This is a genomic window from Rhodococcus sp. NPDC059179, assembly GCF_042754885.1.
In the GTDB taxonomy this organism is placed as follows: Bacteria; Actinomycetota; Actinomycetes; order Mycobacteriales; family Mycobacteriaceae; genus Rhodococcus_G.
The window spans coordinates 22,591-46,323 of sequence record NZ_JBHZBV010000008.1; the positions used below are offsets into that span (position 1 = coordinate 22,591).

A 23,733-nucleotide genomic window follows, 5' to 3' on the forward strand; every position below is an offset into this window, starting at 1 on the left:
GCCCACAGGGCGGTCCGTCGCGACCGGCCCAACCCCCGCCACCCAGGAGAAACCGTGACCTCAACCCCCACAGGCGACGTCGACGCGGGCGAGATCGCCCGCCGGACAGCCGACATCGAGGAGATCAAGCGCCTCTTCGCCGCCCGCCTGCGCTGCATGGACACCAAGCAGTGGGACCGCTACGCGTCGTTCCACACCGACGACATCGTCAGCCAGTCGTGGGGTGGACTCCCCCAGGACAAGCAGCCGGGAACCGACGGCGAGGCCAACCGGGTGGTCGGCGGCGAGGCCCTCACCCGGGCCATCAGCCGGCTCCTCGACGGCCCGGTCTTCGTGACCACCGTCCACCACGCGCACTGCCCGGAGATCACCCTCACCTCGCCGACCACGGCGACGGGGATCTGGTCCATGGAGGACAAGCTCTGGTGGTCCGACGTGACCACCGAGCACCACCTGCACGGGTACGGCCACTACCACGAGAACTACCGCAAGGTCGGTGGACAGTGGCTGATCAGCTACCGCAAGCTCACCCGCCTGCGCGTCGACGAGACGCCCGGCTTCTGGTCCTTCGTGGAGGCGTTGTGACCATGACGACCGAATCCCCGCTCTACCGACCACTGCGCATCCGCGGGCTCGCGCTGCCCAACCGCATCGCCATGTCCCCGATGACCCGCACCTTCTCCCCCGGCGGGGTGCCGACCGAGGACGTCGCGCAGTACTACCGCCGCCGGGCCGAGGGCGGCACCGGACTGATCGTCACCGAGGGCGTCGGCATCGACCACCCCAGCGCCATCGACCACCCGGACGTGCCGAACATGCACACCCCCGCGTCCCGCGACGGCTGGCGCCGCGTCGTCGACCAGGTGCACGAGGCCGGCGGTCGGATCATCCCGCAGCTCTGGCACGTCGGGCCCCTCTTCGGCGCGATGGTCGACCTGCCGGACGTCGCACCGATGCGTCCGTCCGGGGTGTGGGGCACCCCCGGCGTCACCTCCTACCCGCAGGAGTACGTCGAGCGGGCCGTGCCGGAGACCGCCGCGATGACCGAGTCCGACATCGCCGCCGTCATCGCCGCCTACGCCGACGCCGCCCGCACCTCCGTGGAGCTGGGCTTCGACGGCATCGCGGTCCACGGTGGCCACGGCTACCTGCTGGACTCGTTCCTGTGGTCCTCGACCAACCTGCGCGACGACGCCTGGGGCGGAGACCTGCAGCGCCGCACCGCGTTCCCCGTCGCCGTGGTCCGCGCGATCCGGGCGGCCATCGGCGACGAGCTGCCGATCGTGTACCGGTTCTCGCAGCACAAACAGCAGGACTTCACCGCCCGGATCGCGGAGACCCCCGAGGATCTGGGCGTGATCCTGCGGGCCCTCGTCGACGCGGGCGTGGACGTCCTGGACGCCAGCTCGCGCAGGTTCGACGCCCCCGCGTTCGAGGGCAGCGACCTGTCGCTGGCCGGCTGGGCGAAGAAGACCACCGGCGCGATCACCATGAGCGTCGGCTGCGTCGGCCTCGGCAAGTCACTGCGCGACGGCCGGATCGCAGGCGACACCATGGAAAGCGTCGACAACATCGACGAGCTCGAACGACGCATCGGGGCAGGCGAATTCGATCTCGCCGCCATCGGTCGCCTGCACCTGGCCGACCCGCGGATCGCGGAGACACTGCGCAACGGCGGACCGCTGCCGACCTTCGACCGCGCCCGGCACGAATCCGTCCTGACCTAGGCGGCTCCGCCACCCGTGCGCGGTTGACGGGTCTCCGGACCCGTTAGCCGCGCACGGGTGCGTCAGCGCCTTGGTCGGCGCGCGGCAGCAGCACCCGGAACACCGCCCCGCCCGCCTCGGGCGAGTCCACGGTGACGGTGCCGCCGTGCGCCGCGACGAGTGCCGCCACGATCGACAGGCCCAGTCCGCTGCCCCCGGACTGCCGGGTGCGCGAGGTGTCCGCGCGGTAGAAGCGCTCGAAGACCCGCTCCCTGGCCTGCTCGTCCAGGCCGGGGCCGGTGTCGGCGACCTCGAGCAGCGCGTGTCGACCGACGGTGCCGACGCGCACCGTGACCGAGGCCGAGGCCGGGGTGTGCCCGAGCGCGTTGCTCACCAGGTTGGTCAGCACCTGCCGAAGCCGGGCGTCGTCGCCGAGCACCTCCGGGCGGCCCGGTCCGTCGACCACCTCGAGCGTGATCGCCCGGTCCGGCGCGATGGCGCGGGCGTCGTGCACGGCGTCGGACGCCACCGCCAGCAGGTCAACGGTGTCGCGCGCGAGCGGCCGCTGCGCGTCCAGTCGCGCGAGCATCAGCAGGTCCTCGACGAGCAGGCCCATTCGCGACGCCTCGCCCTCGATCCGGGACATCAGCAGTTCGGTGTCGCGCATCGCGCCCTGCCGGTACAGCTCCGCGAACCCGCGAATGGTGGTCAGCGGGGTGCGCAGTTCGTGGCTGGCGTCGGCGACGAACCGTCGCATCTTCTGCTCGGACCGACGGGCCGACTCCTCGGACGCCTCGGTGGCGGCGAAGGCGGTCTGGATCTGGGTGAGCATCCCGTTGAGCGCCGCCGACAGCCGGCCGACCTCGGTTCGGCCGCCGTATTCGGGGACCCGGCTGTGTAGGTCCCCCGCCGCGATGGCCGCGGCCGTGTGCTCCACCTCGACGAGCGGACGCAGGCTGCGCCGCACCACGACATAGGCCGCGGCGCCGAGCGCGGCCAGCACGCCTGCTCCGATGCCGAGCTGCAGGATGATCAGCTGCTCCACGGTGTCGTCGACGTCGGAGAGGCTGACCGCCAGGGTGACGGTGCCGTCGAGGGTGGTGGTCGTCAACGCGCGCCAGTGCTGGCCGGGGTCGTCGACCGAGCCGACGGTGATCGGGTCGGGCCCAGGGTCCGCTGGCAGATCCGGCACCGCCGTGCCGTCGTTGATCACGAATCGTATAGCCCCGCCTGGTGTTTCGGACCGAACGTAGAACGGGGTCGGCGGCCGGTCCGGTCCCGGTTCGCCCGCGAGCGGCGGCAGCCGTCTGTCCTCCCGCGGTTTGGCCCAGCCCCGGGACGCGTCGCGCAGCATGGTGTCGGTGCGGTCGATCAGCGAGCGCTCCATCGACGAGGTGACCGCGACACCCGAGGCGAGCAGACCGAGCGCGGCGAGGACGAGAAGCGCGGCGACGAGGGTGAACCGCAGCGGCATTCGGCGCATCGGCGGGCTACCTGGGCTCGCGCATCACGTAGCCGACCCCGCGCAGCGTGTGGATCAGCCGCGTCTCCCCGGTGTCCACCTTGCGCCGCAGGTACGACACGTACGACTCGACCACCCCGACCTCGCCGCCGAAGTCGTAATGCCAGACGTGGTCGAGGATCCGCGTCTTGCTCAGCACCACGCCTGCATTGACCATGAAGTAGCGCAACAGGGTGAACTCGGTCGGCGACAGCGACACCGGCTCGCCCGCCTTCCACACCTCATGGGTGTCGTCGTCGAGCTCGAGGTCCGCGAACCGGATTCGGGCCGGCTCGGCGGACCGTCCGTCGCGCGAGGCCCGCCGCAGGATCACCCGCAGCCGGGCGACCACCTCCTCCAGGCTGAACGGCTTGGTCACGTAGTCGTCGGCGCCGAGGGTGAGCCCGGCGACCTTGTCCTCCACCGCGTCGCGGGCGGTGAGGAACAGCGCAGGCGCGTCGACGCCGTCGGCCCGCAGCCGGCGCAGCAGCCCGAAGCCGTCCATGCCGGGCATCATCACGTCCAGGATCAGCGCCTCCGGCCGGAAGGTGCGGGCCCGGTCGAGGGCCTCCGGTCCGGTGGCGGCGGTCTCGACCTCGAAACCCTGGAAGCGCAGGCTCACGGATAGCAGTTCGACGATCGTCGGCTCGTCGTCGACGATCAACACCCGGGCTTCGGGTCTGGTGGCGGTCACTCCGCCATCATCTTCGGCGATCTCGGCAGGACCCTGACCATCGGCTGTGAACTTCCTGTGAAGGGGCGCGGCGTCCGTACGCTAGAGTGCTCCTGCGCTCCCTCGCGGGAGTTCCCCGGTTCCTGTCGACGTCGGAACCGGACGCAGCACTCACGGTGTGGCTCACCTGTTCGTCAGGGGCACGCCGACCTCGACGGTCACAGCACCGGACGCCCGCCGTCCGGGGTCCATTCGTGCCCGTCCTCCGACTCGATCCGGGATCGGGTGCTCACGCACCTCGAGGGGTCCGGATCGCGAGGCGTCCGCCGGGCGGCCCCACCAGGGGATACGCCCGGCGAACGACCCTCCCGCCACCGCCTTGAAGAAACCGTGAATCGGGCCAGCCGCGGATGCGGCACACTCTGGGAGTGACCGCCGACCAGTGCCCGCGCCGCGAAGCCGGGTCGTCCCCCGCGACCGATCAGGGGCCGGCCGCACCCGCCGGACCGGCAGCGGTCATCCCGACGCCGCGCCATCGCCTGCCCGTGCTGGGCGACCTGCTGAGCGTCGACCCGGCGAAGCCGGTGCAGAAGGAAATGCGGATGGCCGCCGAGCTGGGCCCGATCTTCGAGCGCAAGATTCTGGGTCAACGCCTCGTCGTCGTCTCCGGGGTCGACCTGGTGGCGGAGGTCAACGACGAATCGATCTGGGCGAAGTCGCTCGGCCAGCCGATCCGCAAACTCCGCGGCGTCGCGGAGGACGGGCTTTTCACGGCGTTCAACAGCGAGCCGAACTGGCAGAAGGCGCACAACATCCTCGCCCCGGGCTTCAGCCAGGCCGCGCTGCGGGGCTATCACGGTTCGATGCTCCGCGCCCTCGACGGTCTCCGGTCGTCCTGGGATGCGGCCGCGGCGGCCGGCGATCCGGTCGATGTCCCCCGGGACATGAACCGGCTGACCCTCGACGTGATCGGCCTGGCCGGGTTCGGATACGACTTCGGCTCGTTCACGAAATCGACAGGAGCGGAGCCCGCGGAGCGACCCGTGACGGAGGATCCGTTCGTCACGGCCATGTCGCGGGCGCTGGCACACATCAACCACACCTCGAACGACCTGCCGTTCGTGCGAAAGCTGTTCGGCAGGAAGGCCGCCGCCCAGCACAAGGCCGACATCGCGCTGATGCGCTCGGTCGTCGACGAGGTGATCGAGGAGCGCGGCCGACACCCGGGTGGCCACGACGACCTGCTCGACCTGATGCTGAGCACCGTCGATCCGGCCAGCGGGGAGTCCCTCGACCCGGTGAACATCCGCAATCAGGTGCTCACCTTTCTGGTCGCCGGGAACGAGACCACGGCGGGGACACTCGGATTCGCCCTCTACTATCTGGCAAAGCACCCGCAGATCGCGGCGGCCACCCGCGCCGAACTCGACGCCGTGGCCCCCGGCGGCGAACCCCTCTCGTTCGATCAGGTCGGGAAGCTGCGTTACCTGCGCCGGGTGGTCGACGAAACCCTGCGACTCTGGCCCGCCGCGCCGGGCTACTTCCGCAAGGTCAGGGCGGACACGGTGCTCGGCGGCCGTTACCCGATGCCGCTCGGGTCGTGGGTGTTCGTGCTGTTGCCCCAGCTGCATCGAGACCCGGTGTGGGGCAACGACACCGAGACCTTCGACCCGGACCGGTTCCTGCCGGACCAGGTCCGCAAGCGGCCTCGCGACGCGTACCGGCCGTTCGGGACCGGCCCGCGAGCGTGCATCGGCCGCCAGTTCGCGCTGCACGAAGCCGTGCTGACGCTGGCGGAACTGCTGCGCCGGTACGACTTCACCGGCGACCCTGCGTACACGCTCGACATCCAGGAAGCGGTCACCCTCAAGCCGCGCGGCTTCACGCTCCTGGTCCGATCGCGATCGACCGGGGACGGCCACACACCATGAACGAATGGCACCTGATCGAAACGTTGGCCGAGGGTTCGTCGACGGTCGTGAGCACCGGCGGAACGGTGCGCGCATGGACCTCGCCCGGCCGACTGTCGCCTGCCCCTGGCATCCGGGTCGAACCACTGGTGGAGGCCGCGCGGGCGGGCCGCCGCCGCGAGATCCTGGAGGCGCAGAGCCAGAAGGGGGAACGCAGGCGGTATCGCCTCGAGGCCTTCCCGGTCCTCGGCCCGTCCGGGGACGCCCACGGCGTCCAGCTGTGGATCGGGGACGCCGAGGTCGAGCCGTCCGCGCCGCGGATCGCCTCCGGGATCTCCTGGCTGCTCGAGCGCCTCATGATCGCGCAGACGCTCGAGGCATCGATGATGTCCGGCGTCCTCCCGGAGGATCACGTCGCCGAGCGGACGCCCGCCGAGTACTACGCCAAGGCGGTGAAGTTCGACGAGTCCGAATCGCTGTTCGCGCTGGCCTTCAATCCGCAGCCGGGCTCCCGATGGGACGCCGACATGAGCGTGCTGCACGCGGACGGCCGGATCATGCGGTGGCACTGCTGGGCGCGGGCCCGAACCGAGCCGGGGCAGGCGGGCCTGCGCCTGCTCTGGCACGACGTCACCGACACGGTCGAACCGCGCAGGCCGACGCTCGCCGAACTCGGCATGCAGGAGGTGATGCGCGGGGCCGGGATCTACACCGCCCTGTTCGAGACCGAACTGGGGGTGCTGACCATGTGGCTGGCGGAGGCCGCCCCCTGGGTGCACTGGCGCGGAATCGAGGGCGGCGACAGGATCATCCACCCGGACGACCAGGGCGTGTTGGAGCTGGCCCGCTCGCGGTTCAACGCCGGGTCGTCCGAGCCGGTCGAGGCCGTGGCCCGGCTGCGGGCAGGCGACGACGAGTGGGCGCGCTCGCACCTGCGGATCTCGCCGTATCCGGGCGGGCTGGGCAATCGGCTGGCGATCGTGCAGATCTCCCGGACGCCCGAGGCCACCGACGGGTGACCGAACACACCCGCCGCCGCACACCTCGTTTGCTACGGTAAAGACCAGTCGATCACGACACCCGGACGAGCAGCACCGTACCCGGCCAGCGACAAGACGGTGCCCTGGAGAATCACACCATGGCATGGATCGTGCTCGTCATTTCCGGAGTGCTCGAAGCAGTCTGGGCCACCGCCCTCGGCAAGTCCGACGGTTTCTCGCGACTCGGCCCCTCGATCGTCTTCGGCGTCGCCCTCGTGCTGAGCATGGGCGGACTCGCCTACGCGATGCGCAGCCTTCCCATCGGCACCTCGTATGCGGTCTGGGTCGGGATCGGCGCGTCACTCACGGTCGCCTACGCGATGATCACCGGCTCCGAATCCTCGTCGGTCGTGAAGATCCTGCTGATCCTCGGCATCGTCGGCTGCGTCATCGGCCTCAAGGTGCTGCACTGATCCACCCGGCGCGCGCCCGAGCGGACGTGATGCCCGTCATCCCATGGTTAAAGTTACCCTCATGAACCTGGTGGCGATCGTCACAGTCCCGGCGCGGGCCAGCCTCGCGATCACCGACTCGGCGCTGGGTGTTGCCGAAACCGCGCTCGGCGCGGCGCGCGTCATGCTCGCCGCCTCAACGAGTTCGGGAGCAGCGAGCTTCGGCGGGTTCGCCGCGGCGAACCCGTCCGGGCCGTTGAAACTGCTGCAGCAGGTCGCCGAGCTCGCCTCGGACCAGCGCCCGCTCGGCCAGGCCATGCGCCCCGGCGGCCCGCTGGACCGACTGCTCGAACCGGGCGGCGTGGTCGACCGGCTCACCGCGCCGGGCGGCACCCTCGAGCGACTCATCGAACCGGGCGGACCCCTCGAGCGCGTGCTCGCGACGGGGGGCCCGGTGGACCGGCTCCTCGACTCGGACGGACCGGTGGAACGGCTGCTCTCGCCGGGCGGACTGCTCGACCGGCTCACCGCGGAGGACGGGCCGCTCGAGCGGCTGACCGCCACCGCGGGCCCCCTGGAGACCCTCACCAAGGAGGGCGGCCTCATCGACCGGGCGCTCGAAGAGGGCGGCATCCTCGAGACCCTGCTCGCCGAGGACGGGGCCGTCGAACGCATCATCAAGGAGGGCGGCCCGCTCGATCAGATCGTCTCCCTGTCCGAGACGCTGGCCGCGCTCGCCCCCAACCTCGAAAAGATGGGCGACAGTATCGAATTGCTCCGCGAGACGGTCGGCGTGCTCAGCGCAGCGGTTGGTCCGCTTGGCGAGCTCGCCGGCCGGCTGCCCGGACGGTGGCTCAAGGGCGGACGCGGCAACGGCACCGAGTACAGCTAACCCGTTCCGGGCAGGTGCGCGTCGAGAAAGGCGAACACCCGACGCCAGGCGTCCTCGGTCTCGTCGGGACCGTAGGCGAAACCGGTGATCCGCAGCAGCGGCGCGGGAACCGGGAGCCGGTTCGCGAAGCTGTGCCCGACACCGGGATAGGTCTTGACGTCGTGTGCGACGCCGAGCCGTCCCAGGGACCGCTCCAGCGCCGGACCCGCCCCGCGCAGGACGGGATCCCGTGTGCCGAAGCTCGCGACGATCGGGCACGATCCGTTCAGCGCCTGATCAAGATGCCGGGGTAGCACCCCGTAGAACGGGGCCGAGACGTCGAAACCCTTGGGCGCCATGGCGAGCGCGAACCCGCCGCCCATGCAGAACCCGACGATGGCGACCGCACCCGTGCAGTCCTCACGGTCGATCAGCGCCGTGCGGGCGGCGAGGAGATCATCGATCGCCCTGCCGTCCCGCCGGATCAGCTCCCGAAAGACCCGCGTCACGCAGCGCGCGCGGCCGCCGCGGGAGTACAGGTTCGGGGCGAGGACCAGGTAGCCGGCGTCGGCGATGCGGCGGACGATGTTCTTGATGTCGACGCTCAGGCCCAACAAGTCGTGCGCGACCACCACAGCAGGCCAAGGACCGTCTCCGGACGGCATCTCGAGCACCGCGCCGATCGGACCGTCGCCGGTGTCCACCGTGATCTCGGGCATCGCGCTCCTCGGGCCGGAAGACTGTGTCCGGGACAAGCATAGGTCTACCAGTCACAGCTCTCGTAGATAACAGAGCATCCGATAGTCCTCGCCGGGCTCGATGTTGACGAACCCGTGCCGCTCATAGAATCGGCGGGTGTCGACGTCGACCTCGTCGACGTTGATATGCATTTCGATCGCCCCGCGCCCCATGACATCGGCGAGCGCCGCGACGAGCAGGTCGGTGCCAATGCCGTTGTCTCGCAGCGGAGGACGCACATAGAGCTCCTCGAGTTGCGCAAGCGGACCGTCTCCGTACGGGGTGGGACGCAACGTGAGGTAGGCGAACCCGACCGCGTCCACTCCCTCAGCCAGCAGTACAAGCACGTCGTCGCGGGTCAATAGCCCCTCGAATCGAGAAGCGAACTCCTCAGCAGAGGGCGTCGGCGTCTCGAACTCCGTGTTGAAGTCGTACAGCAGGCGCCCGACCACAGCGGCGTCCGCCGTCGTCGCGCGGCGTACCTCAAAACCCTCCGACGGAATCACACCGTCCTCCGTTTCAAATCAATGCGAGCATCTCACACCGTCACTCCGGTATTGGTCGTACGAGCGCGCTGGCCTACCCGACCATGGTCAGAAGTATCGGAGCCACACGTATCCCCATGCCAGCGTTGTGCTCAGCAGGGTGACGACCATCCCATACTTGGTGAACTGCCAGAAGGTGATGCGATGGCCGGCACGGTGCGCGATACCGATCGCGACGACGTTTGCACTGGCCGCGACCGCGGTGCCGTTGCCACCGAAGCATGCGCCGAAAGCGAAGGCCCACCACAGTGCCCGTCCGGTTTCGGTGTCCGGCGCCTGCGCGGCCATGCCCTCCACGACCGGGGTCATGGTCGCGGTGTAGGGAATGTTGTCGATGAACGCGCCGAGCAGGGCTGACCCGAAGATCAGTGCGGTGGCCGCCAGGAAGTAGTTGTCGCCGAACGCCGCGACGGCTGCCGTACCGACGGCCTCGATGATTCCTGTGTGTACGAGTCCGGCGACCATCACGAAAAGGCCCATGAAGAACACCAGCGTCGCCCAGTCCACCTCCGGCAACACATCGGTGACGTCGACCCCGGTGACCACCAGCATCGCCCCGGCACCGACGAGTGCAACGATCGATGGCGCGAGATCAAACGTTGAGTGCAGCCCGAATCCGACGATGACGAGGCCGAGCACCACCAGCGACCGGGTCAACAGCCGAGTGTCCTTGATCGCGCGTCGCTCCTGCAAGGCCATCACCTGGGCCAACTGCACCTTGTCGGTACGCAGCGCCGAGCGAAACAACACCCTGGTGAAGACGACGAACAACGCGAAAATCACGATCACCGCCGGCGCCATGTGGATAAGAAAGTCGTTGAACGTCAGACCAGCTCGGCTGCCGATGATGATGTTCGGCGGATCCCCGATCAGCGTGGCAGCGCCGCCGATGTTCGATGCCAGCACCTCGGCGATCAGGTATGGCTGTGGGGCGATGTGCAGGCGGGCGCATACGACAACGGTCACCGGTGCGATGAGCATGATGATGGTGACGTTGTCGAGGACCGGCGATGCGATGGCGGTGATCAGCATCAGCATGACCATCAGCCGGAACGGCTTGCCGCGGGAGCGTTTCGCCGCCCAGATGCCCAGATAGTCGAACACGCCGGTTTGCTTGATCACGCCGACGATGATCATCATGCCGAGCAGCAGGAAGATGACGTTCCAGGCGATCCCCTCGTGTTCGGAGTAGAAGACCTGCTCCCCGGGGATCAGGCCGAGCAGCGCCATCAGGGCTGCGGCGACGAGGACCGTCTTGACTTTGTGCGCGCGCTCGGTGGCGATGAACCAGAGGGCCCCGACGAAGATCGCCAATGCGAGCACGGGTGCCATTGCTCAGCCTGCCGTCGCGACCGGGTCTCCGAGGCCGGGATCAGTCACCGGGCCCGGCAACCGCCAGGCTGGTCAGGAGCCGCTCGAGTGTCACCGCGCCGACCAGTTTGCCTGCCCGATCGACCACGGCGATCAGTGGGCTGTGCTTCCTCGCCATGACGGTGGCGATCTCGAGCAGCGTCGCCTCGGGCGGCACAGTGGTCGGCTTGGCGACCGGGCTCGGCAGGCAATCGCCGACGGTCAGCCGGCCGGGCTCCCTCCAGAACAGGTCGGCGTGCACCTCGTCGATCGTGCGGACCAGTGCCGGGTCGTCTTGATACGACTCGGGAATCGCCAGGCGCAGCACCTGGGTACCCGGAAGCACGGCGATCGGGCGGTCCGCGTCGTCGACGACGATCAGTCCGGGAAGCCGGTTCACCACCATCAGACGGACCGCGTTCGACACAGGATCATTCGTTCGAACGGTGGGCGGGGTCACCGCGATCTCGTGTGCTTGCATGGCTTCGTTCCGTTGCGCGCAGGCCGACGTGGTGATCATCATCGTCCTCGTTCTCCGATCAGTTCGTTGACCTGCCGTTCCAGCGAAGCGAGTCGATCTGCGATCGGTCGACTTTGCAGGATTTCGGCCACCTGGTCGGCCTCGTCGGGTTCCAGCGCGATCGACCGGGCAGGAACGTCGAGATCGGATTCGTCGTAGATGAGCACCCGCCGGGTGCCGGCATCGACCAGCAGGCAGAGGTGTTCCCCGGCGCGGGTGACGATGTGGTGCAACACGCCCTGGCCGGGGACAGTCGTCCGATTGATGTCCATCGAACCTCCCCATTGGATGAACCCAGTCTGCGCAGACGGTCGATGCCGTCACAATCGGCTGCGACACCCATTTGTGCTGGGCAACGATATGTATGGACAGTTTCGAGGTTGTGCGGTCACGCTGGAGGCATGAACCGTCGCGCATCGATCGTGGACCGGTTCCAAGGGCACGCACGCACCCCCGCCGGCGGACTGTTCCGGCGAGTATTCGTGATCAACGGGCTGGTGTTCACGCTCGGCACCCTCGCACTCGCGCTGACACCGGCGACCGTGTCATCGCGTATCAGGGTGACCGAGATCCCCGTACTCGTGGTGGGACTGGCCGTGATCCTGACAGCGAACGCCCTCCTGCTGCGATCGAGCCTCGCACCGCTCGACCAGCTCGCCAGTTCCATGAGCCGGGTTGATCCCCCGCGCCGCAGCGACCGCATGGGCGATCGAGGCAACGGCGACCTGCACCACCTCATCGCATCGTTCAACGCCATGCTGGACCGTCTCGAGACCGAGCGGACCTCGGCGAGCGGGTCGGCACTCGCGGCACAGGAAGGCGAGCGTCAGCGGATCGCGCGCGAACTGCACGACGAGATCGGCCAAAGCCTCACCGTCGCCCTGCTCGCACTCAAACACGCGGCCGACAAGGCGCCGACGGAACTGCGCGACGACCTTCACAACGCCCAGGAAGCGGTGCGCGCCAGCCTCGACGAGGTCCGCGGCATTGCCCGTCGGCTTCGCCCCGATGTGCTCGAGGACCTCGGCCTGCACAGTGCGCTCAACGCCCTGTGCAGTGAGTTCACCCAGGCCGCCGGGATCGATGTCGCCAAGCACATCGACCCCCAGCTCGCCCGGCTGGACCCGAACACCGAACTGGTCTGCTACCGCGTCGCGCAGGAGGCCCTCACCAACGTCGCCCGTCACGCCGGGGCCGAGAAGGTACGGCTGGACCTGCATGTCACCGGCGAACACCTGACGTTGTGCGTTGCGGACGACGGCAAAGGTGGCGTGGTCGCCGACGGGGCCGGGATCAAGGGAATGCGCGAGCGGGCGCTGCTGGTCGATGCCACACTCAGCATCGCCTCGCCCCCCGGAGAGGGGACCGAGCTCCGGCTGGTCGTCCCACTGCGCGTGGAATCGAGCGCGCGATGATCGGACAACCTGCTCGCATTCTGCTTGCGGACGATCACGCCATGGTGCGCAGCGGCCTGCGGATGATCCTCGATGCCGAGCCCGACCTGCAGGTGGTTGCCGAGGCAGCCAACGGTTACGAGGCAATCCGTGCACTCGACCACACCCCGGCGGACCTGGCGATCCTCGACATCGCGATGCCGCGGATGACCGGGCTGCAAGCGGCCCGAGAGATCAACCGGAACCATCCCCACATCCGGATCCTGATCCTGTCGATGTATGACAACGAGCAGTACTTCTTCGAAGCACTCAAGGTCGGCGCGTCCGGCTACGTCCTCAAATCCGTCGCCGACCGCGACCTGCTGGAGGCATGCCGTGCGACGCTGCGCGGCGAACCGTTCCTCTACCCCGGTGCGATCACCGCACTGATCCGCGACTACCTGCACCGGGCCCGGCTCGGCGAGTCATTACCGACCACCATCCTCACGCCTCGCGAAGAGGAGGTACTGAAACTGATCGCCGAGGGCGACACCACCCGAGAGATCGCGACCACCCTGAACATCAGCTCCAAGACGGTCGACCGACATCGAGCGAACCTTCTGCAGAAGCTCGGCCTGCGAGACAGGCTCGCGCTGACCCGCTATGCGATCCGCGCCGGCCTGATCGAGCCGTAATATCGCACTACCCCAATTCCGCGGGGTTGCGAATCGAATGCGGTGGCACTGTCCCTCGAATCAGAGCGAGCTCGTCGATCGTGACGGGTCGGTAGGGCGACGCAGGCAGACGGGCGATCAGCTCGCTCACGGGGTCCGTCAGCCGGTCCACGCGGGCAGACAGGAACGCCCACTCATGTTCGTCGGAGCCGTAATAGACGACCGTGCCGAAGGTTTCGATGAACCGCAGCCATGCGCGCCGCAGGGTGTCGTTGCGCCAGATCGTCGGACAGCCGACCTGGCAGGCGAGCACACCGCCGTCGGCGAGCACCTCGGCGCAGCGCAGCAGGAAATCCTTGCCGTACAAGCGATTGTGCTGCGCTTCCGGATCATCGTTCTCGTCCGGGAGGTCGATCACCACCACGTCGTACCGCCGCCCAGCCGCGACCGCCTCGGCGAGGAATTCCCAACCGTCGCGGTAGTGGATGCGCACCGGCCCGTCTCCGCGGTCGGCCGCGTCGAGTTCGGGAGCCGAGTATCCGTACGGAAGGTGTGCGGCGCAGGCCCGCACCGCGGCCCTGTCGATGTCCACGTGGTCGACCACCTCCGCCCCTGCGGCGACGGCGATCTGGCTGACCACACCCTCGCTGGACCCGATGACCAGCACCCGACGAACCTGCTCGGCCAGCAGAAGCGCGGGCACCAGCAACGCCTCGTGATAGATCAGCTGGGTCGCCTCGGTGCTCTGGCGTTCGTCGTCGCAGAACAGCGACACACCCTGTTCGGTCCGCCCGATCACCACGTGCTGGAAATCGGTGTCCGCCTCGTGCAGCACCTCCGACATCTCCCACGTCCGGGTGAGGCCGGCACCGACGGATTCGGTGATTCGGCGCGCCGTCGCCGGACCCCGTGGAATCACCCGGTTGCCCGAGACCTCGGCGCCGAGCGCGTCGGCGAGCAGGCGCACCGCGAGCTCCGGGTCCGCGCTCGGGCCACAGGTGAACACGTCGACGAATGCCGAACCCAGCTCCGGATACGTGTGCACCGAGGCGTGCGACTCGGCCAGCAACGCGAGAACGGTTACTCCCTGCGGCTCGAAGCGGTGCTCGATCACCTCGCACACGGTCGCCCCGGCAGCGGTCAGCGCCGTACGCAGCGTGTCCCGCAGGAACCGCGGATCGTCCAACCGGGCCGGTGCGATCCCGTGCAATTCCGCCACCACGTGAGTGCCGGCGAATTCATTGACGTGGTGCTGGTCAGGCGTCATCAGCGAGCTCTCCACCGACGAGACAGTACGTGCGCAGCGGCGGAATGCCGTTGAAGGCCACCGACGAGTAGCTGGCCGTGTATGCGCCCGCCCCGAGAATGTCGAGTTGCTCACCGGCCCGGAGGTCGAGCGGCAGCCGGTAGGGCGTGTGTTGATAGAGCACATCGTCACCATCGCATGTCGGGCCAGCCAGGATGACCGGGCCGTCGGTGCCCCCGTGCTCGGCCACCGTCTCGAACCGGTACGCGATGTATTCGTTCTCGGTTTCGGCCAGGCCGTTGTAGCGGCCGACGTCCAGATAGACCCAGCGGTGCGCGTCGGTCCCCGATTTCCTGGCCACCAGGATCACCTCGGCTCTGATCAACCCGGCATCCGCGACGAGAGCGCGGCCGGGTTCCATCACCAATTCGGGTTGTTGGCCCGGGAAATGCGCCCGCAGCGAACGCCGCACTGCCTCGGCGTAATCGGCGAGCGACGGGGCAGACCCGGAGTACGCCGCACCGAAGCCGCCACCGATATTCAGCCTGCGCAGCGTGATGCCCTCCGCCGCGAGCTCCGTGAACAGCTTCGCCGCCGTCGCGATACACCCGTCCCAGGCGGACAGGTCCAGTTGCTGGGAGCCGACATGGAAGCTCAGGCCCGCGGCGTCCAGGCCCAGCCCGGCCGCTCGGCGGAGCAGGCCCACCGCGACGTCGGGCTCGCAGCCGAACTTCCGCCCGAACGGCGTCACCGATGGCGGACCGTCGACCAGGAGCCGGACGCAGACCTGCGCGCCGGGGGCGAACTCGGCCAGGTTGTCGACATCACCCTCCGCGTCGGTGATGAACTCGCGGACGCCGCGCGCGTAGGCATGCGCGATATCGGCAGGCTTCTTGATCGTGTTCCCGTAGGACAGCGATGTCGGATCGGCGCCCTGGGCGATGCACACGTCGATCTCGGCCGGGCTTGCCACGTCGAACCCGGCGCCATGCGCGGTCAACGCCAGGGCCACTGCGGGTTCGGGGTTCGCCTTGACGGCGTAACACAGCCTCGCATTCGGGAACTCGCCCTGGAACTCGCGCAGACGATCGACGATCGCGTCGATGTCGACGACGAGGCAGGGCGTCGGCGGCGCATGGGTGGTCAGGAACTGCCTGATTCGGGATTGCGCGTCGCTCACCGAGCCATGATCGCAGGCCCGGGCCACCCTTCGCCTTGACGGAGTCGCCGGGCAACTGGGCGGCGTAGGCGTCACACACTTTCTCACGGGTGCACACCCCCGCTGGGCTGCCAACGGGGGTGTGCGTACGGCAAGGAGTGTGTGCTCTTGCGGGACAACGGATCCGGGATCGGACGGAACGGGGAGTGCACTGTCGGACCCGACCGGATCGTCTGGTACTGATACGGGCATGAAACGAATCCTCAACGCCGCCGTCGCGGCCGCCGCCGTGCCCTTCCTCCTCGTCGGCTGCGGGTCGGACACCTCGGAGAAGGCCGGTGACTCCGCCTCCCCCAGCACGGTCGAGGAGCTGGCGATCGGCGAATCGCCGCAGCCGACCGGCGACATCTACCAGGACACCTGCAACGGGATCCGCGAGTACATCAAGACCCTGAAGGACGCCGGGCTGACCGGCGAGGGCAGCACACCCGAGGCCATCGGCGCCGAGTTCGCCGCCCTCGCGAAGGCCGCGCCGGACTGGGCCACCAAGTCCGACCAGGACAAGACCGACTTCCAGCGCGGCGTGGACGCCGGCATCACGGGCGAGTGCTGACCGGCCTCCCCTTCTGACGACCAACGCCCCGCCGAGATTCTCGGCGGGGCGTTCGCGTCGAGCCTCCTGTCGGGATTGAACCGACGACCTTTCGCTTACAAGGCGAGTGCTCTACCACTGAGCTAAGGAGGCGAATAAAGCGCGCCCATCATATCCACCCGCGCGGGGCGACCGGTTCCCGGTGCCTCAAACGCCGACCCGCGCCGGGTGGGTCCCGGCCGGGCGTTCCCAATCGTCCAAGTCGGCGGCGCCTCGCGGTTCCTAGGATGGGTGCAGGTGAGACCAGAGGACGGAGCAGTTCCATGGACGACGACCTGATCGCGGGCGCAGGCGCTGAGCTCGTCACGCTCTGCGACGACTGGTACGAAGCGATCGTCTCCAACGGCGCCGAACGGATAGCCACCTTCATGTCGGACGACTGGGTGATCGTCTCCGAGTCGGGGATCTCATCCAGGGAGCAGTTCCTTGGCCTCGTCAGATCGGGCGAGCTGACCCACTCGGCCATGGACCGGGTCAGCGGCGCCAGGGTCCGGATCCACGGCGACGCCGCGGTGTTCACGGCGCGGGTGACGAACACCGCGCACTACGCGGGCCAGCGGTTCGACGTCGACGAATGGACGTCTGACGTGTTCGTGCGACGCGGTGATCGGTGGCTGTGCGTGCTGAGCCACATCACGGCGGCCGCCCCGCCGGAGGGAGAGACGTGACGCGGTCCCGCGCGGCGTCGACGTCCTAGCGGCCCGTCGCGCGGGTGACGACGTCACGAATCGCGTCGATCACCCGTTGCGGCGATTCATTGTGGATGTTGTGTCCGCTGTTCGTGTTCGTGACGTGCCGCGCGGCCGGGAACAGCGCGGCGAGATCGTCCTGCGACGCCAGCTGGGCCCGCCAGAACACCTCCGGGAAATCGGCAGGCGCATCGGCGGGCAGGCGGGCGCGGAAGGCGTTGGCGTCGAACGTGTCTCCGCTGAGCACGACGACCGGCAAGGCCGGCGCCGGCGGTGCGGCGCGAAGCTGGGCGAAGGCGGCAACGGGGTCGAATCGTTCCACGTCGTTCCATTGCGCCGTCCGCGCCGCGTTGTCCCGCTCGGTCGTCTCCAGGAACACCGTGAACTCGGCGGGGGTCAGCTCGGTCTGGAGGAACTCCGACGTGCCGTCGACGAGGACGAGTCCGGCGACATCGCGGGGATGGGTGCTCGCGTAAATCCTGGTGATCGGTCCCCCGTACGACCACCCGGCGAGCACGTAGGGGCCGGGCACCTTGGCGGCGGTCAACAACGCCTGCAGATCCGACGCGTCCCGCTCCGGCGAGGTCGGCTGCGGCACCGGCGTCGATGGCGTGAACTCCTCGTTCCCGCGGACGGTCCCGGGGCGGTCGTAGGCGCAGACCCGGGTGAAGGTGCCGACCTCGGGGTACACGGCGGATTCGCTCGGCGCTGTGGTGCCGGACGGATCGGTCACCTCGCTCCAGGTGTCGGCGGCGGCGACGGCGCCGGGCACGAGCACCACCGTCGGGGACCCGGTGCCGCGGCATTCCAGGAACATCTGCCGCCCGCCGCCGATGTCGAATGTCCGGGCAAAGTCGGCCCGAGCTGCATCCGTCGTCGCCGCGGTGTCGCCGTCCGTCGCCGGGCCGCACCCGACGAGCAGCACCGCGACACCGACGACGGAACCGGCGAACCACTTCCGGCCTGCCTCGCGGCCTTCCCGCACCGAGATGCGCATAGCTCAGGCTGTCACAGCGCCGCGGCCTGCGGAATGGTGCGGGCCGCGCCTGCGCCGCCGACCCGAACTCCCGGGTGGTTGGCCCGGACGTTGACCTCCGCCAGCGCGACCGTCCGATCGATCCGGCGCTGCCGGGTCTCCGGCTTCTTCGCCGTCGCGATCCATTCCAGGATCAGCCGCCTCGACGACGGCGGGAACTTCTCGAAGTTCGCGGCTGCGGCCTCGTTTCGGTGCAGCGGCTCCCGCAGGTCGTCGGGCAGGGCGGCGGCGTGGTCGTCGGGCACGACCTGCCAGGTGCCCTTGGCCTTGGCCAGGTCGATCAGTGCCTGGCCGTGCGCGGTCATCAGGCCCCGCTCGATCATGTTCGCCGCGCGTTCCCTGTTCACCCGGCTCCACGTGCTGCGCGGGGTGCGCGGGGTGAACCGGAGCTGGGAACTGTCCGCGTCGCGCCTGCGGTGCAGGCCGTCGATCCAGCCGTAGCAGAGCGCGTGCTCGATCGCCTCGTGATAGCGCAGGCTCGGCGTGGCGCTGTCCTTGTGATGGATGATCAGCCAGATCTCCTTCTCGGACTGGCCGTTTCGCTCCAGCCAGTCGCGCCAGGCGGTGGCGCTGCTCGCGACGAACGTGCTCACCTCGGTCGAGATCGTGTCGGTCGAGCTCATCTCACGCCTCCTTCGAGCCGAGGATGTCGAGGTAGTGCTGGTTGTACATCACGCCGAGGATGTTGCCGAACGGGTCGACGACCGACGCGGTGACGAATCCGGGTCCGCGCTCGGTCGGCTTGTCGTGCACGGTGGCGCCCAGCGAGAGCAGCCGCTCGAAGCTCACCTCGACGTCGTCGACGTGCCAGTAGGTCACCTGGCCGGCGGGCTGCTCCTGGCGGGCGTGCGGCGCGAACCGGCCGTCGATGATGCCGAGCTCGTGCTGGAAGTCGCCGATACGGAACTCGACGTACGCGATCGCCCCGCCGATCTCACGCGCGAAGTACGGCTCGATGCCGAGCGCCTCGGTGTACCAGGCCTGGGCGGCCGCGACGTCGTCGGCGAAGAAGCTGACGGTGGTGAGTCCTCGCAACATTGGTGGTTCCTTCCGGTTGGTGACACTCGCTCATTTGGTGATGAAAGCCATCCTGCCGCTCAAAGTGCTCACCAAGTGAGCACTTTTTCGAGGAAGATGAAAAACATGCGCGCAGACCGACTCGTTGCCACCCTCCTGCTGATGCAGACCCGCGGCCGGGTGACCGCCGCCGAACTCGCCGACGAGCTCGAGGTGTCCGTCGCCACCGCCCGCCGCGACCTGGAGGCCCTGTCCACGGCCGGCATCCCGGTCTACCCGCAGGCCGGTCGCGGCGGCGGCTGGTCGCTCGTCGGCGGCGCCCGCACGGACCTCTCCGGTTTGTCCGCCACCGAGGCGCAGGCGCTGTTCCTGCTCGTCGGCCCGGCCGCGGCCGTCTCGGGCGAGGCCAAGGCCGCGCTGCGCAAACTCGTCCGGGCGCTGCCGCAGACCTTCCGGGCCGAGGCCGAGGCCGCGGCCAGCGCCACCATGATCGACCCGACCCGGTGGGGCGAGCGCGATCGCCAACGACCGGCGATGGTGGAGCTGTTGCAGTCCGCGGTGATCCGCCGCCGGAAGGTCCGGCTGACGTACGTCAACGGCGCCCGGGAGCGCTCCGAGCGGCTGGTCGACCCGTGGGGCCTGGTCGACAAGGACGACGTCTGGTACCTGATCGCCGGGACCGATCGCGGCCAGCGCACCTTCCGGGTCGACCGGATCGCCGAGGCCGAGCCGACCGATCAGCCCGCCGAGCGCCCGGACGACTTCGAGCTCGCCGACGCCTGGGAGGAGGTGGTCGGGAAGATGGAGCAGCGGCGCGGGGCCACCTGGGCGACCGTGCTCATCGAGCCCAGGTTCGTACCGATCCTGCGGAACCACTTCGGCAGGCACTGCCACGCCGACGGCGACGCCGACGACGGTCGCGCCAGGATCCGCCTCGCCGCGCCGACCCCACTGGACATCGCCCGCAACCTCGCCGGCTGGGGCGCGGCGGTCGAGGTGCTCGAGCCGCAGGCCGTGCGGGACGAGTTGGCGCGGATCGGCGCGGAGCTGACCGGCAGCTACGCATCCGACTAGGACGCACCCCCGGGCATGGGGTGCACCGAAACAGTGCTCTCCGTTGCACGCCCTCCGCGGCGGAAACCGATAGCGTGGACGGCATGAGCACCTCGGAGATCGCCACGGTCCTCGCGTGGCACGACGCACTGAACGATTCCGACATCGACACCCTCCTCGCCTTGTCCAGCGACGACGTCGAGGTGGCCGGCCCGAAGGGTGCCGGGCAGGGCCTCACCGCGTTGCGCGAGTGGGCCTCCAGCGCGGGCCTGACCCTGATTCCGGGCCGCATGTTCGTGCACAGCGGTGTCGTGGTGGTCGAGGAGGAGGCCAGCTGGGCGGCGAACCCCGAGGAGAAGGCGACGGTCGCGACGGCCTTCCGCGTGGTGCACGACCAGGTGACCTCGATCTTCCGCCACGACGACCTCGAATCAGCCCTCGCGGCAACGGATCTGAGCGAAGAGGACGCGGTGTCCTGACGTGGCGAGGGGGCGCCTGCGCGACGCACTCACCTCGCTGAACAGGCTGATCGGTGAAGAACGAGCCGTGGTCGACGACCAGACCTCGGCCCCCGCCCCGCTGCAGCCGATCGACCTGACCGACGACGCCAAGGTCGCGGAGGTCCTCGACATCGCCCTCCGCTCCGGCGAGGTGCTGCTCGCGTCTGGCACGTCCGCCATGGACACCACCGCCCAGGTCCAGTTCGTCGCCGCGACGTACGGGCTCGCCCGCTGCGACGTCGACGTCACCTACAACGCGATCCGGATCAGCGCCTACCGCGGTCCGACGATGCCGCCCGCCGCCACCATGCGGATCGTGCACTACCGGGCGCTGGACTTCACCCGCCTCGCCGCCGTCGACCGGCTCACCCGCCGGCTGCGGACGGAGGCGGTCAGCCCGGACGACGCCCACGACGAGCTGACCCGGATCACCCGCGCGCCGCACCCCTACAACCGCTGGACGGCGACACTGGCCTGGGCGTCGATGGCCGCGTCCGCCTCGGTGCTGCTCGGCGGCACCCTGCTGGTGGCGGTCATCAGCTTCCTGACCACGATGGTCATCGACCGTGTCAATCGCAGGCTGAACGCGGTCGGGCTCCCGTTCTTCTTCCAGCACGTGGTGGGCGGGCTGATCGCCGCCGCGCCCGCCAGCCTGCTCTACACCTTCCGCGACCAGCTGGGCATCGCCATCCGGCCGTCGCTGATCATCGCCGCAGGGGTGATCGTGCTGCTGTCGGGGCTGTCGCTGGTCGGCTCGGTGCAGGACGCGATCACCGGCGCGCCGATCACCGCGGTCGCGCGGTTCTTCGAGGTGGTCATGATGACCGGCGGCATCATCGCGGGCGTCGCGATCTCGCTGCGGGTCGCGGGCGCGTTGGGCTCGACGCTGCCGGTGTTGACGACGGTGTCGCCGCCTGCGCTGGCCCAGATCCCGGTCCAGGTGGTCGCGGGCGCGTTCACCTCGCTGTTCTTCGCGGTCGCCTGCTACGCCGAACGACGAGCCCTGCCCATCGCCGGCATCGGCGGCGCCGCCGGGATCCTCGTCTACACCCTGGCGTTGAGCGTGGGCATCGGCCCGGTGATCGCCTCGGCCATCGCCGCGACGGTGGTCGGCTCCGTCGGCGGCATCCTGGCCCGCCGGGCGCTGACGCCGCCGCAGGTCATCGCCGTCGCGGGCATCACCCCGCTGCTGCCGGGCCTCGCCCTGTACCGGGGCCTGTACGCCCTGCTCAACAACGAATTGCTGGACGGGTTCAGCGCGCTGCTGTCGGCGTTCGGCATCGGCTGCGCGCTCGCCGCGGGCGTCACCCTCGGCGAGTGGATCGCCCGGACCATGCGGCGGCCGCGGATACTGCGCCGCACCGGAACGCTGAGACGCCCGACCCTGAGCCGACGGAGGTCGGGACAGAATCGGGCGTCGTAGTCAGTGTGTCGGCGCCGAGGGCGCCGGGTCGTCAGCTCTGGTTGCCGCGCTCGGCAGCGTCCCGCTCCATGGCCTCACGCAGGCTCTTCGGGCGCATGTCGGTCCAGTTCGCCTCGACGTACTCGACGCACGCCTGGCGGCTGTCTTCACCGAACACCACGCGCCACCCCTGCGGGACGTCCGAGAACGTCGGCCACAGCGAGTGCTGGTCCTCGTCGTTGACGAGCACAAAGAAACGGCCGTCTTCGTCGTCAAAGGGATTGGTGCTCATCTGGCCTCGCTTGTCGCAAATTCGTTCATCGGTGTTTCCAGCGCTGAGGCTTCCACCCCAGCGGACGCCTTGACCTTATCAAGATCGCCGTGGCCGGTGCGATTATCCAGCACAGAATTCACGATCTCACCCGCCCGGATGGCGACGTTGGACAGCAGCGACGAGGTGAGGCCGTGCGTCTTCTCCGTGCCGCCCTGCAAGTAGATGCCGCCGCGGACATGGTCGGGGGTGACCAGGCGGTAGTCGCGGTCCACCTCGGTGGCCACCCCACCCTCGGGGGCGAGGTCGCCGATCAGGTTGCTCAGCGGGGTCGGGGTGAAGCCGGTGGCGAGCACCAGCGCGTCGCACATCAGCGAATCGGTGAGCCCGTCGAGGTTGCTGCGCACGCTGACCTCGATGCCCTCCTCGGTCTCGACCACGCCGTCGATCTCGGACGCCCGGCGCATGAACAGCCGACGCTGGCCGCGCACCAGTTCCTGGTACTCGGTGGTGTACAACTCGTTGATCAGCTCGATGTCGACCACGGAGTAGTTCGTGCTCTTGTGCAGGGCCAGGATGCGCGCGCGGTCCTCGGGGGAGGCGCCGTGCAGCTCGTCGACGGCGCCGGGATCGAAGATGCGGTTCGCGTACGGGCTGTCGTCCGCCGGGCTGTAGCCGTAGCGCGAGAACACGCTGTGCACCTCCGCCTGCGGGAAGTTCCTGTGCAGGTACTGGACCACCTCGGCCGCGCTCTGGCCGGCGCCGAGCACCACGAACCGCTGGTGCTCGAGCTCGGGCAGCTCGCCGATCCGGAACAGGAACTGGTGGTTGTGGAAGCACCGCGCGGACGGCGTCGCCCAGTCCGGGATCCGCTCCTGCAGGCCTGCCCCGACCACGAGGTTGCGGGCCTTGACCTGACGGCCGTCGGCGGCCTCGACCGTGAACTCGTCGACGGTGCCGTCGACGCCGGGCTCACCGTGCACCTTGGTGACGGCGGTGCCGTAGCTGACGTCCGCGTCGACGCGACCGGCCGCCCACTGCAGGTAGTCGTGGAACTCGTGCCGGGTCGGGAAGAAGGTCTGGTGGTTGACGAAGTCGACCAGCCGGCCGCGATCGAACAGGTAGGAGAAGAAGCTGAACGAGCTGGCCGGGTTCCGGAAGGTCACCAGGTCCTTCGGGAACGCGATCTGCATGGTCGCGCCGTCCAGCAGCATGCCGGGGTGCCAGCGGAAGCGGTCCTGCTTCTCCAGGAAGAGCGCCTCGATCCGGTCGCCGGGGGCGCACTTGGCGTTGTGCTCCTCGATCGCGATTGCCAGCGCCAGGTTGGACGGGCCGAAGCCGACGCCGACCAGATCGTAGGTCGGCGACGAACCGCGGTCAGTGGCCGGGAGAGTCGTATCCATGACGCGTCATCC

Annotated in this window: 27 protein-coding genes, 1 tRNA gene and 1 riboswitch; of the genes, 13 read left to right on the top strand and 15 right to left on the bottom strand. The window is 69.1% G+C overall.

Going from position 1 to position 23,733, the window contains the following annotated elements; all coding sequences use genetic code 11:
* Positions 1–54 precede the first annotated feature (54 nt).
* Complete coding sequence (locus ACFXMV_RS16270) at positions 55–585, top strand: nuclear transport factor 2 family protein (RefSeq protein WP_378502429.1); 531 nt, start codon at positions 55–57, stop codon at positions 583–585.
* A 2-nt stretch (positions 586–587) separates the two neighbouring features.
* Positions 588–1,727, top strand: coding sequence for a 12-oxophytodienoate reductase (locus ACFXMV_RS16275; protein ID WP_378503332.1), 1,140 nt, complete (start codon positions 588–590; stop codon positions 1,725–1,727).
* Between the two features lie 43 nt (positions 1,728–1,770).
* Here the strand turns inward: ACFXMV_RS16275 and ACFXMV_RS16280 are convergent, their stop codons facing one another.
* Both ACFXMV_RS16280 and ACFXMV_RS16285 read right to left on the bottom strand, forming a co-directional pair.
* A complete protein-coding gene (locus tag ACFXMV_RS16280; protein ID WP_378503353.1) occupies positions 1,771–3,180 on the bottom strand; it encodes a sensor histidine kinase in 1,410 nt (469 codons plus the stop codon).
* Positions 3,181–3,196: 16 nt separating this feature from the next.
* Positions 3,197–3,901, bottom strand: a complete 705-nt coding sequence (locus ACFXMV_RS16285; RefSeq protein WP_378499829.1) for a response regulator transcription factor — start codon at positions 3,899–3,901, stop codon at positions 3,197–3,199.
* 407 nt (positions 3,902–4,308) lie between these two features.
* Here ACFXMV_RS16285 and ACFXMV_RS16290 point away from each other — a divergent pair, with 407 nt between their 5' ends.
* From ACFXMV_RS16290 to ACFXMV_RS16305, 4 genes are all read left to right on the top strand, one after another.
* The gene (locus ACFXMV_RS16290) at positions 4,309–5,811 is read left to right on the top strand and encodes a cytochrome P450 (protein ID WP_378499828.1); all 1,503 of its coding nucleotides are present in this window, start codon (positions 4,309–4,311) and stop codon (positions 5,809–5,811) included.
* Complete coding sequence (locus ACFXMV_RS16295) at positions 5,808–6,809, top strand: GAF domain-containing protein (RefSeq protein WP_378499827.1); 1,002 nt, start codon at positions 5,808–5,810, stop codon at positions 6,807–6,809. Before ACFXMV_RS16290 ends, ACFXMV_RS16295 begins: the two co-directional genes overlap by 4 nt.
* 42 nt (positions 6,810–6,851) lie before the next feature.
* Positions 6,852–6,915: riboswitch (guanidine-III (ykkC-III) riboswitch) on the top strand.
* Positions 6,916–6,928: 13 nt separating this feature from the next.
* Positions 6,929–7,243: a DMT family transporter gene (locus ACFXMV_RS16300; protein WP_378499826.1), complete on the top strand. Its 315-nt coding sequence runs from the start codon at positions 6,929–6,931 to the stop codon at positions 7,241–7,243.
* 61 nt (positions 7,244–7,304) lie between these two features.
* A complete protein-coding gene (locus ACFXMV_RS16305; protein WP_378499825.1) occupies positions 7,305–8,114 on the top strand; it encodes an ABC transporter in 810 nt (269 codons plus the stop codon).
* Here ACFXMV_RS16305 and ACFXMV_RS16310 read toward each other — a convergent pair.
* The 5 genes from ACFXMV_RS16310 to ACFXMV_RS16330 all read right to left on the bottom strand — a co-directional run bounded on the left by ACFXMV_RS16310 (position 8,111) and on the right by ACFXMV_RS16330 (position 11,518).
* Positions 8,111–8,812 (bottom strand): dienelactone hydrolase family protein, encoded by a 702-nt coding sequence (locus tag ACFXMV_RS16310; RefSeq protein WP_378499824.1) that lies wholly within the window; start codon positions 8,810–8,812, stop codon positions 8,111–8,113. The genes ACFXMV_RS16305 and ACFXMV_RS16310 overlap by 4 nt on opposite strands.
* Positions 8,813–8,863: 51 nt before the next feature.
* Positions 8,864–9,334, bottom strand: coding sequence for a GNAT family N-acetyltransferase (locus ACFXMV_RS16315; protein WP_378499830.1), 471 nt, complete (start codon positions 9,332–9,334; stop codon positions 8,864–8,866).
* A 90-nt stretch (positions 9,335–9,424) separates the two neighbouring features.
* Positions 9,425–10,708 carry an SLC13 family permease gene (locus tag ACFXMV_RS16320; RefSeq protein ID WP_378499823.1) on the bottom strand — a complete coding sequence of 428 codons (1,284 nt, stop codon included), beginning with the start codon at positions 10,706–10,708 and terminating at the stop codon, positions 9,425–9,427.
* A 40-nt stretch (positions 10,709–10,748) separates the two neighbouring features.
* Positions 10,749–11,249: a CBS domain-containing protein gene (locus tag ACFXMV_RS16325; protein ID WP_378503333.1), complete on the bottom strand. Its 501-nt coding sequence runs from the start codon at positions 11,247–11,249 to the stop codon at positions 10,749–10,751.
* On the bottom strand, positions 11,246–11,518 hold the full coding sequence (locus ACFXMV_RS16330; protein ID WP_378499821.1) for a hypothetical protein: 273 nt from the start codon (positions 11,516–11,518) through the stop codon (positions 11,246–11,248). Before ACFXMV_RS16330 ends, ACFXMV_RS16325 begins: the two co-directional genes overlap by 4 nt.
* A gap of 129 nt (positions 11,519–11,647) precedes the next feature.
* On the opposite strand from ACFXMV_RS16330, the gene ACFXMV_RS16335 reads away from it, so the two are divergent.
* Positions 11,648–12,661: a histidine kinase gene (locus tag ACFXMV_RS16335; RefSeq protein ID WP_378503334.1), complete on the top strand. Its 1,014-nt coding sequence runs from the start codon at positions 11,648–11,650 to the stop codon at positions 12,659–12,661.
* Positions 12,658–13,314 carry a response regulator gene (locus tag ACFXMV_RS16340; RefSeq protein ID WP_378500811.1) on the top strand — a complete coding sequence of 219 codons (657 nt, stop codon included), beginning with the start codon at positions 12,658–12,660 and terminating at the stop codon, positions 13,312–13,314. The genes ACFXMV_RS16335 and ACFXMV_RS16340 overlap by 4 nt, the downstream gene beginning before the upstream one ends.
* 7 nt (positions 13,315–13,321) lie before the next feature.
* Here the strand turns inward: ACFXMV_RS16340 and speD are convergent, their stop codons facing one another.
* Together speD and ACFXMV_RS16350 are read right to left on the bottom strand one after the other, a co-directional pair.
* Positions 13,322–14,575 carry an adenosylmethionine decarboxylase gene (gene speD / locus ACFXMV_RS16345; protein WP_378500810.1) on the bottom strand — a complete coding sequence of 418 codons (1,254 nt, stop codon included), beginning with the start codon at positions 14,573–14,575 and terminating at the stop codon, positions 13,322–13,324.
* Complete coding sequence (locus ACFXMV_RS16350) at positions 14,550–15,719, bottom strand: type III PLP-dependent enzyme (protein ID WP_378500809.1); 1,170 nt, start codon at positions 15,717–15,719, stop codon at positions 14,550–14,552. Before ACFXMV_RS16350 ends, speD begins: the two co-directional genes overlap by 26 nt.
* A gap of 229 nt (positions 15,720–15,948) precedes the next feature.
* Between ACFXMV_RS16350 and ACFXMV_RS16355 the strand changes: the two genes are divergently transcribed.
* A complete protein-coding gene (locus ACFXMV_RS16355) occupies positions 15,949–16,311 on the top strand; it encodes a hypothetical protein (RefSeq protein ID WP_378500808.1) in 363 nt (120 codons plus the stop codon).
* A 60-nt stretch (positions 16,312–16,371) separates the two neighbouring features.
* On the opposite strand, the gene ACFXMV_RS16360 is transcribed toward ACFXMV_RS16355, so the two are convergent.
* Positions 16,372–16,443: transfer RNA gene (locus ACFXMV_RS16360), tRNA-Thr, on the bottom strand.
* Positions 16,444–16,613: 170 nt separating this feature from the next.
* Here ACFXMV_RS16360 and ACFXMV_RS16365 point away from each other — a divergent pair.
* Positions 16,614–17,018, top strand: coding sequence for a nuclear transport factor 2 family protein (locus ACFXMV_RS16365; RefSeq protein WP_378500807.1), 405 nt, complete (start codon positions 16,614–16,616; stop codon positions 17,016–17,018).
* A 25-nt stretch (positions 17,019–17,043) separates the two neighbouring features.
* Here the strand turns inward: ACFXMV_RS16365 and ACFXMV_RS16370 are convergent, their stop codons facing one another.
* The 3 genes from ACFXMV_RS16370 to ACFXMV_RS16380 are packed head-to-tail and all read right to left on the bottom strand — an operon-like array spanning position 17,044 to position 19,113.
* Entirely contained in the window at positions 17,044–18,036 is a 993-nt protein-coding gene (locus tag ACFXMV_RS16370) for an alpha/beta fold hydrolase (protein ID WP_378500806.1), read from the bottom strand.
* 11 nt (positions 18,037–18,047) lie between these two features.
* On the bottom strand, positions 18,048–18,698 hold the full coding sequence (locus tag ACFXMV_RS16375) for a YdeI family protein (RefSeq protein WP_378500805.1): 651 nt from the start codon (positions 18,696–18,698) through the stop codon (positions 18,048–18,050).
* 1 nt (position 18,699) lies between these two features.
* Positions 18,700–19,113, bottom strand: coding sequence for a VOC family protein (locus tag ACFXMV_RS16380; RefSeq protein WP_378503335.1), 414 nt, complete (start codon positions 19,111–19,113; stop codon positions 18,700–18,702).
* A gap of 105 nt (positions 19,114–19,218) precedes the next feature.
* Here ACFXMV_RS16380 and ACFXMV_RS16385 point away from each other — a divergent pair, with 105 nt between their 5' ends.
* The 3 genes from ACFXMV_RS16385 (at position 19,219) to ACFXMV_RS16395 (ending at position 22,068) form a co-directional block, all read left to right on the top strand.
* The gene (locus ACFXMV_RS16385) at positions 19,219–20,166 is read left to right on the top strand and encodes a helix-turn-helix transcriptional regulator (protein ID WP_378503336.1); all 948 of its coding nucleotides are present in this window, start codon (positions 19,219–19,221) and stop codon (positions 20,164–20,166) included.
* A gap of 83 nt (positions 20,167–20,249) precedes the next feature.
* Positions 20,250–20,624 (top strand): nuclear transport factor 2 family protein, encoded by a 375-nt coding sequence (locus ACFXMV_RS16390; protein WP_378498388.1) that lies wholly within the window; start codon positions 20,250–20,252, stop codon positions 20,622–20,624.
* 1 nt (position 20,625) lies between these two features.
* Positions 20,626–22,068 carry a threonine/serine exporter ThrE family protein gene (locus ACFXMV_RS16395; protein WP_378498389.1) on the top strand — a complete coding sequence of 481 codons (1,443 nt, stop codon included), beginning with the start codon at positions 20,626–20,628 and terminating at the stop codon, positions 22,066–22,068.
* A 31-nt stretch (positions 22,069–22,099) separates the two neighbouring features.
* Here the strand turns inward: ACFXMV_RS16395 and ACFXMV_RS16400 are convergent, their stop codons facing one another.
* Positions 22,100–22,339, bottom strand: a complete 240-nt coding sequence (locus ACFXMV_RS16400; protein WP_378403479.1) for an MbtH family protein — start codon at positions 22,337–22,339, stop codon at positions 22,100–22,102.
* Entirely contained in the window at positions 22,336–23,721 is a 1,386-nt protein-coding gene (locus ACFXMV_RS16405; protein ID WP_378498390.1) for a lysine N(6)-hydroxylase/L-ornithine N(5)-oxygenase family protein, read from the bottom strand. The genes ACFXMV_RS16400 and ACFXMV_RS16405 overlap by 4 nt, the downstream gene beginning before the upstream one ends.
* Positions 23,722–23,733 lie beyond the last annotated feature (12 nt).

Excerpts from the sequence above, each read along its gene's own strand:
- ACFXMV_RS16275 (WP_378503332.1), top strand. The coding sequence starts at position 588 with ATGACGACCGAATCCCCGCTCTACCGACCACTGCGCATCCGCGGGCTC.
- ACFXMV_RS16280 (WP_378503353.1), bottom strand. The coding sequence starts at position 3,180 with ATGCCGCTGCGGTTCACCCTCGTCGCCGCGCTTCTCGTCCTCGCCGCG.
- ACFXMV_RS16295 (WP_378499827.1), top strand. The coding sequence starts at position 5,808 with ATGAACGAATGGCACCTGATCGAAACGTTGGCCGAGGGTTCGTCGACG.
- ACFXMV_RS16300 (WP_378499826.1), top strand. The coding sequence starts at position 6,929 with ATGGCATGGATCGTGCTCGTCATTTCCGGAGTGCTCGAAGCAGTCTGG.
- ACFXMV_RS16305 (WP_378499825.1), top strand. The coding sequence starts at position 7,305 with ATGAACCTGGTGGCGATCGTCACAGTCCCGGCGCGGGCCAGCCTCGCG.
- ACFXMV_RS16310 (WP_378499824.1), bottom strand. The coding sequence starts at position 8,812 with ATGCCCGAGATCACGGTGGACACCGGCGACGGTCCGATCGGCGCGGTG.
- ACFXMV_RS16320 (WP_378499823.1), bottom strand. The coding sequence starts at position 10,708 with ATGGCACCCGTGCTCGCATTGGCGATCTTCGTCGGGGCCCTCTGGTTC.
- ACFXMV_RS16325 (WP_378503333.1), bottom strand. The coding sequence starts at position 11,249 with ATGATGATCACCACGTCGGCCTGCGCGCAACGGAACGAAGCCATGCAA.
- ACFXMV_RS16330 (WP_378499821.1), bottom strand. The coding sequence starts at position 11,518 with ATGGACATCAATCGGACGACTGTCCCCGGCCAGGGCGTGTTGCACCAC.
- ACFXMV_RS16335 (WP_378503334.1), top strand. The coding sequence starts at position 11,648 with ATGAACCGTCGCGCATCGATCGTGGACCGGTTCCAAGGGCACGCACGC.
- ACFXMV_RS16340 (WP_378500811.1), top strand. The coding sequence starts at position 12,658 with ATGATCGGACAACCTGCTCGCATTCTGCTTGCGGACGATCACGCCATG.
- ACFXMV_RS16355 (WP_378500808.1), top strand. The coding sequence starts at position 15,949 with ATGAAACGAATCCTCAACGCCGCCGTCGCGGCCGCCGCCGTGCCCTTC.
- ACFXMV_RS16365 (WP_378500807.1), top strand. The coding sequence starts at position 16,614 with ATGGACGACGACCTGATCGCGGGCGCAGGCGCTGAGCTCGTCACGCTC.
- ACFXMV_RS16370 (WP_378500806.1), bottom strand. The coding sequence starts at position 18,036 with ATGCGCATCTCGGTGCGGGAAGGCCGCGAGGCAGGCCGGAAGTGGTTC.
- ACFXMV_RS16375 (WP_378500805.1), bottom strand. The coding sequence starts at position 18,698 with ATGAGCTCGACCGACACGATCTCGACCGAGGTGAGCACGTTCGTCGCG.
- ACFXMV_RS16380 (WP_378503335.1), bottom strand. The coding sequence starts at position 19,113 with ATGTTGCGAGGACTCACCACCGTCAGCTTCTTCGCCGACGACGTCGCG.
- ACFXMV_RS16385 (WP_378503336.1), top strand. The coding sequence starts at position 19,219 with ATGCGCGCAGACCGACTCGTTGCCACCCTCCTGCTGATGCAGACCCGC.
- ACFXMV_RS16390 (WP_378498388.1), top strand. The coding sequence starts at position 20,250 with ATGAGCACCTCGGAGATCGCCACGGTCCTCGCGTGGCACGACGCACTG.
- ACFXMV_RS16400 (WP_378403479.1), bottom strand. The coding sequence starts at position 22,339 with ATGAGCACCAATCCCTTTGACGACGAAGACGGCCGTTTCTTTGTGCTC.
- ACFXMV_RS16405 (WP_378498390.1), bottom strand. The coding sequence starts at position 23,721 with ATGGATACGACTCTCCCGGCCACTGACCGCGGTTCGTCGCCGACCTAC.